Origin of the sequence: Pseudomonas sp. NPDC088885 (assembly GCF_044750025.1) — a bacterium.
Lineage (GTDB): Bacteria > Pseudomonadota > Gammaproteobacteria > Pseudomonadales > Pseudomonadaceae > Aquipseudomonas > Aquipseudomonas rustica.
Genome location: NZ_JBIVJB010000014.1, coordinates 78798 through 85414 on the forward strand (window position 1 = coordinate 78798; position 6617 = coordinate 85414).

General features: G+C 59.3%; 6 protein-coding genes. All 6 read right to left on the bottom strand.

Translation table 11 applies throughout. From position 1 onward, the window contains the following. Positions 1 to 10: 10 nt before the first annotated feature. Positions 11 to 1462, bottom strand: coding sequence for a mannose-1-phosphate guanylyltransferase/mannose-6-phosphate isomerase (locus ACIP1X_RS09690; protein WP_159812211.1), 1452 nt, complete (start codon positions 1460 to 1462; stop codon positions 11 to 13). Between the two features lie 190 nt (positions 1463 to 1652). Continuing rightward, a complete protein-coding gene (locus ACIP1X_RS09695) occupies positions 1653 to 2309 on the bottom strand; it encodes an alginate O-acetyltransferase AlgF (protein ID WP_105705573.1) in 657 nt (218 codons plus the stop codon). Between the two features lie 14 nt (positions 2310 to 2323). Continuing rightward, positions 2324 to 3499, bottom strand: a complete 1176-nt coding sequence (locus ACIP1X_RS09700; RefSeq protein ID WP_400751477.1) for an alginate O-acetyltransferase — start codon at positions 3497 to 3499, stop codon at positions 2324 to 2326. A gap of 10 nt (positions 3500 to 3509) precedes the next feature. Then, positions 3510 to 5075, bottom strand: a complete 1566-nt coding sequence (locus ACIP1X_RS09705; RefSeq protein ID WP_053117293.1) for an MBOAT family protein — start codon at positions 5073 to 5075, stop codon at positions 3510 to 3512. Positions 5076 to 5267: 192 nt separating this feature from the next. Next, positions 5268 to 6392, bottom strand: a complete 1125-nt coding sequence (locus tag ACIP1X_RS09710; protein ID WP_400751480.1) for a mannuronate-specific alginate lyase — start codon at positions 6390 to 6392, stop codon at positions 5268 to 5270. A gap of 8 nt (positions 6393 to 6400) precedes the next feature. Beyond that, a partial coding sequence (locus ACIP1X_RS09715) for an alginate biosynthesis protein AlgX (RefSeq protein ID WP_400751483.1) occupies positions 6401 to 6617 on the bottom strand: 217 nt, incomplete at its 5' end.

A 6617-nucleotide genomic window follows, 5' to 3' on the forward strand; every position in this document is an offset into this window, starting at 1 on the left:
TGCCGATCAGTTACTGCGCGATGGTTTTCACCGACACGCCGCGTTCGATCGGGGTGGAGCGGCCGTAGATGTCTTCGAAGCGTTCGATGTCGTCTTCGCCCAGGTACGAGCCCGACTGGACTTCGATGATTTCCAGCGGGATCTTGCCCGGGTTGCGCAGGCGATGCACCGAGGCGATCGGGATGTAGGTCGACTGGTTTTCGCAGAGTAGGAACACGTTTTCATCGCAGGTCACTTCGGCGGTGCCGCTGACCACGATCCAGTGTTCGGCGCGGTGGTGGTGCATCTGCAGCGACAGGCATGCACCCGGTTTCACCGAAATGTGCTTGACCTGGAAACGCCCGCCCATGTCCACCGAGTCATACGAACCCCACGGACGATAAACCTCGCAGTGGTTCTGGGTTTCGCTGCGACCCTGCTCGTTGAGCGTGTTGACCATTTGCTTGACGCCCTGAACCTTGTCTTTGTGGGCAATCATCATGGCGTCTTTGGTTTCGACCACGACGATGTTTTCCAGACCGATCACCGACACCAGTTTGCCGTTGCCATGGATCATGCAGTTCTTGCTGTCCTGGATGACCACGTCGCCTTTGGTGACGTTGCCGTTGGCGTCTTTCTCATTGACTTCCCACAGCGACGACCAGCAACCGACATCGCTCCAGCCGGCGGTCAGCGGCACCACGCAGGCGCGCTGGGTTTTTTCCATCACGGAGTAGTCGATGGAATTGTCCGGGCAGCAGGCGAAGGTGGCTTCGTCCAGTGTCACGGTGTCGGCATCCTGCTCGCTGCGCTCAAGGGTCAGCAGGCAGGTGTCGTAGATGTCCGGATCGTGCTTTTTCAGCTCTTCGAGGAAGCGGCTGGCGCGGAACAGGAACATGCCGCTGTTCCAGTAGTAACCGCCGGACTGCACGTACTCGGTAGCGCGTTTGACGTCAGGTTTTTCGACGAAGTGCGAGACGCGGCTGACGCCTTCGGGCAGCAGCGAATCCGCAGTGGATTTGATGTAGCCGTAACCGGTTTCCGGTTTGGTCGCCGGCACGCCGAACAGCACCATTTCGCCGTTTTCAGCGGCGACGGTGGCGAGGGCGAGGGCGCGTTGCAGGGCTTTCTGGTCTTCGAGGACGTGGTCAGCGGGCAGCACCAGCATCAGTTCGTCGCGACCTTCATTGACCAGCATCATCGCGGTCAACGCCACGGCCGGCGCGGTGTTGCGGCCGAACGGTTCCATCAGGATGCGCTGGCATTCCAGATTGCGATTGCTCAACTGCTCGTTGACGATGAAGCGGTGATCCTTGTTGCAGACCACGATCGGGGTGTCCATGCCTTCGAACACCAAGCGTTCGAGGGTCTGCTGGAACAATGTGTGTTCGCCGGTCAGGGCGAGGAATTGCTTAGGGAACTGCTTACGCGAAAGCGGCCAAAGACGTGAACCGCTACCACCTGACAAGATCACCGGAATCATATTGTTTACTCCATAAAATCGATTGGTTAGAGGCACGAACGCTGTGTCGTTTCACTCTTGTTTTTGTTTCGTATCCGAACTGTCGCTGCGATCCCTGTAGGAGCCTGGCTTGCCAGCGAAGGCGATTTCGAGGACGCCTTCGCCGGCAAGCCGTGCTCCTACAAGGGAGCGAGTCAGTTCGGGAAATTTGTTAGCGAGTCGATACCGGGCGTTTTACCCAGACTGGCGACAGGCTGCTGCCGCTGCCGGTGACGTACAGCACCGCCGCTTCACCGCGCTCCAGGGCGACCGGTTTTACGTCGCCGACTTTCTTGTCACCTTCGTACAGCGCCAGGCTGACTTTCACCGGGTTGATTTCACGTTCGCCACGGCCCTTGGCGGCCACGTTCGGCACCACGTCGGTCTTGCCGTCAGCGGTCTTCAGGGTCAGCGGCTTGTCGCTGAGGTTCTGCACGCGTACCAGGGATTTCTGCTTGTTCTTGAACGGCGGCTCTTCAATCAGTTGCGGCGCGCCGGAAGCGTTGTTGACCAGGGTGTAGTAGTGGTCACCGGCGAGTTTAACCGGCAGGGTCTGGCTGCCGACTTTGGCGCTGTAATCACCGCCCGGCATGAAGCTGAAGTCGCTGCTGGCCAGTGGCGCAACGTCGCTCAGGTTGGTGCTGCCGACGGTGGCGCTGACTTCAGCGTTGCTGGCGTTGTAGACACGCACAAAGGACGAGCCTTTCGGTGCAGTCGGGCCATAAAGTGCGGCGTCACCACCGGCGAAAGCCTGAACCGACAGCACGCTCAGACCTGCAACCAGTGCAATGCGTTTTGCGAGACGACGAGGAGTAGTAGTGAAAGTCATGGTGTACCTCTCTTTCAGTTTTGCGCCCGATCGGGCGTCTCGGATTTAGTGTTGATTGCTACGTTTTGTTGGCGCGCGCCGGCTTGTTTAAGCTCTGCGACCCACTGCGGGTCGGCGTCGCCGATTTCGTTGTTCACAGGCAGATATCGTTCAGGAAACTCCCAGATCAGCACCTGTGGCGGGCTGTTCTTGAAGTCATCGCTTTTCAGGTAGCTGAGCATCGGCAGGATCGGGCCGTGGCCGTCTTCGGCGTAGCTCACCACGTCGCTGTGCAGCGCTTGTTTCAGGGCACCGACGAAGTTCCAGTTGGGGTTGGCGCTGTAGCTGGTGCCGACCAGTGCCACCGGCACTTCATTGCTGGCGAACAGCGCGTCGTCACCGGCAGGCTGATCGCCAGCCGCGACGGTGTTGCGCTTTTGCAGCGGCTCTTGCGCCGGCATCAGGTTTTCAAACAGCGGATCGAGCGGCAGGAACAGACGCAGATCGCCCTTGTGCGTGACCTTCTCCGCTGGCGTGGTGACGAAGCGCTGAGGCTCGCCGCTGAGCGGGAACTTGTCGGCGATGGTTTTCGCCAACGTGTTTGCTGCAACCTCGGCGCCCTCAGGCGTCCAGTGCGTATCGGTGCGCAGGAACACTTGCTGACCACTTTGCTTGGCCTGCTGGAACGGCTTGAGCAGGTCAGGGGCGAGGATCTTGTCGGCGGCTACACGAGCATGGAAATCCTGATAGAGATTTTCGTGAATGCTCGCCGGTTTCACTTCACCCAGATGCTCCGGGTACAGACGAACCTTGGCCGGCACGATCGCCATCACCAGTTTCACGCCTTTCTCTTTGAGGGTCTGGCGTACGCCTTCGACCAGCGCGTAGTTGCCTTGCAGGTTCAGCTCTTCGTTGACGATCGGGTTGAATTCCTCATCGCTGTCCCACCACTGATCGCGACCGCGCCCCACGCCCGGACGACCTTCGTTGAACAGTTTGAAATCCAGCGCGGCCCAGAGGTTGGTGCCCAGACGCTTGATCGGAAATTCATCGTCGTAATGGGTTTCCACAGCCTTGGTCCAGCGGCCGTTGAGCACCGTTGCCTCGGCATTGGTGCTGAAGCCGAAGAAGCTGCGAACCGACCACAGACCCAAGACCAACAGGGTCACCAGGAACAGGGCGATGTAGAAGATGCGTAATGAGCGGGTCATGTCAGATCCCTCAGAACTGGAAGTAAAGGAACGGCGAGAAGCTTTGCGCCGAGAGTTTGAGAATCGAGGCGATGAACAGCAGCAGGATCAGGCCGCGCATCACATAGCGCGACCAGTCCGCGCTCCAGTAGGCCGGTTGCACCTGGGCTTCGACGCCGACGGTGTAGCCAGGCTCATGGATGCTCGCCGGGTTTTCACCGGGTGCGGCTTTGATCATTCCCGGAGTCGCCGTGGCAGGGCCGTTGGCCTCGACGTTGACTTCAGGTTTGCTCTTGGCCGGTGGCTGGTTGGTGTACAGATCGCGCAGGCCGAAGAACGCCAGCGTCACGTACGCCACAACCAGAGTCGCCACTTGCAGACCGGTGAGGCTGGCCTGATTGAGTTCCGACAGCGACCAGTCGCCAAAGCTGAACATCGCGCCGTACATGCGCCCGGCAACGTGCAGGTTCTCGGCGCGGAAGATCACCCAGCCCATGACCACCAGCAGGAAGGTCAGCGCCCAGCGGATCGGGTTGAGGCTGCGTGGCGAAGTGTTCAGGCCCAGCGCTTTTTCAATCGCCAGCCACATGCCGTGCCAGGCGCCCCAGACGATGTAAGTGATGTTCGCGCCGTGCCACAGACCACCGAGGAGCATGGTCAGGAACAGGTTGCGATAGGTCATCAGCGTGCCTTTACGGTTACCGCCGAGGGTGATGTACAGGTAGTCACGCAGCCAGGTCGACAGGCTGATGTGCCAGCGACGCCAGAACTCGGTAATCGACTGGCTGATGTACGGCTGTTTGAAGTTTTCCATGAAGCGGAAACCCATCATCAGGCCCAGACCAATCGCCATGTCGCTGTAACCGGAGAAGTCGAAATACAGCTGCGCGGTGTAGGCCAGTGCGCCGAGCCAGGCATCCCCGGTGGTCGGGTTTTGCAGGGCGAAGCAATGGTCGGCGACCACCGCGAGGGTGTCGGCGATGAAGACTTTCTTGATGAAACCCTGCATGAACCGCGTGCAGCCCTCGGAGAATTTATCGAGGGTGTGCGTGCGGTTGTTGAACTGGTCGGCGAGGTCGCGGAAACGCAACACCGGGCCGGCAATCAAGTGCGGGAAGATCGCTACGAAGGCGGCGAAGTCGATCAGGTTGCGCGTGGCCGGGGTGTCGCCGCGATACACGTCGATGATGTAGCTGATCGACTCGAAAATGTAGAACGAGATACCGATCGGCAGCAGTACGTGGGTGAGGATGAACGGCGACAGACCGACCGACGTCATCATCGCGTTGATGCTATCGACGCCGAAGTTGGCGTACTTGAAGTAGCCGAGGATGCACAAATCGACTGCGACACCGAGCAACAGCCAGCGCTGCGCCGGTTTGGTTCTGACACCGGCGGCACCGACTTTGAGGCCGATCCAGTAGTTCCACAATGTGACGGCGGCGAACAGCGCGAGGAAGTCCACACGCCACCAGGCATAGAACACGTAGCTGGCGATCAGCAGCAGCAAATTGCGATAGCGTTGCCCGCTCAAGTAGTACAAGCCGAGAAAGATCGGCAAGAACAGAAACAGGAACACGTTGGATGAAAATACCATCCCGATCTCTCCATGTTTGAACCAACAGTCAAGGGCCAAAGCCCCCCCAAACCCCCCGTCAAATTCCAGAGGGCCACATCACTTCACTGTGGGAGCGGGCTTGCTCGCGAATGCGGTCTACATTCAAAACGTATGTCGTCTGACACACCGCTTTCGCGAGCAAGCCCGCTCCCACAGGGGATTGCATCGGTCTTACGAGCCTTTGTTGCCCTTTTCATGGGACGGGTCGTAGACCTTGGTTAGGTCGCCGCCGAGACGGAAGGTCTTGAACGGCTGCATGCCGCGCTTCTTCTCGATGACATCCGGCGCACAGGTGTAGAGGGTGCAGAACGGTTCGAGCCAGGCGAATTTCATGTCCTCTTTCAAGTCGGTCATGTCCTGCTCTTTGCCGTTCTTCTTCTCGAATTCATCCGGATCTTTCACCCCCGACAACACCCGATCACCGAGACGCTTCAGCGCACCGTTGTTTTCCTGGCGCAAATCGACCCCGTTGACCTGAGCGAAACTGGCGATCATTGCCAGCGGCGGCAGGGCGTAGTTGTGGTAGGCGAGGGCGCGTTGCTGGCGCTTGAGTTCGTTCGGTAGGTAGCCGTCCGCATCGACCTGATTGGCGCCGACCTTGTATTCCTTCACTGCCCAGTCAAACAGGTCGCGGCGGTTGGTCGCGACCGAGGTCGCCATCACCGACCATGCGGCCCAGTAGGAATGGTTGTTGGTTTTTTCCAGCGGCAGGTTGTCCCAATCACTGACCACCTGATCGGCCATTTTGCTGAACCACGCTTCGATCACCTGCGCTTCCTGCTGATGCTGGGCCAGCGGATGCGAGTCGGAGAATTTCAGACGAATGTAGGAAGAGGCCATGCTGCCCAGCGCCCATTTGCGCATCGACTTGCCGGTGTGGTTGAAGTCTTTCGACATCAAAGCATCGGCCTTGGCCCACGCGGTCAGCCAGTTCAGCGTGCAATCGAGCTGCTCCGGACGACCGTCGCGCATGAACTGCATCACCCGTTTGGCGGTGCCGCGTTCCAGCGTGGTGATGTCTTTGGTGGTGTCGCGAAAGGCTTTTTCCGACTGCACATTCAGCGTCGAACGTGCCTTGTCCGAGCCTTCGTATTTGCTGCGAAATTGCAGCGGCCCGGTGTACGGCGCCGGCATGGCATCGCAGCCTTCGCTGTTGTCGCCGGTCTTGAATTTATCCACAGGCGCGAAGTAGCCCTGCGGTGGACGCAGTGGCGCGGCGGCCTGAGTCGCCCCGGCGAACATCGCCAGGCTCAGCAGCGTCGGTGCCAACAGATTTTTGAGTTTCGGATTTCGCATAGCAGACCTCATTGCCCGACCTGAGCGGTTTGTTGCCCAGCGCCCGGGAATACGTTGCGTTTGCAGATTTTCGCTTCGACTTTTTGCGGCGCGGTGCCCGCTTCCGGGCCCTGAACTTCGACCGCCAGCAGGTTCTGCGTGGCCCAGTCTTCGTCCGTGCGCAACTCAAAGGCGAAACGACCGTCGGTGTCGGAGGTTTCCGGTTTCTCGATCTTGATGTCCTCG

What these genes read in the sequence shown, in the direction of transcription:
- ACIP1X_RS09690 (WP_159812211.1), bottom strand. Translation starts at nt 1,462, where the DNA reads ATGATTCCGGTGATCTTGTCAGGTGGTAGCGGTTCACGTCTTTGGCCG.
- ACIP1X_RS09695 (WP_105705573.1), bottom strand. Translation starts at nt 2,309, where the DNA reads ATGACTTTCACTACTACTCCTCGTCGTCTCGCAAAACGCATTGCACTG.
- ACIP1X_RS09700 (WP_400751477.1), bottom strand. Translation starts at nt 3,499, where the DNA reads ATGACCCGCTCATTACGCATCTTCTACATCGCCCTGTTCCTGGTGACC.
- ACIP1X_RS09705 (WP_053117293.1), bottom strand. Translation starts at nt 5,075, where the DNA reads ATGGTATTTTCATCCAACGTGTTCCTGTTTCTGTTCTTGCCGATCTTT.
- ACIP1X_RS09710 (WP_400751480.1), bottom strand. Translation starts at nt 6,392, where the DNA reads ATGCGAAATCCGAAACTCAAAAATCTGTTGGCACCGACGCTGCTGAGC.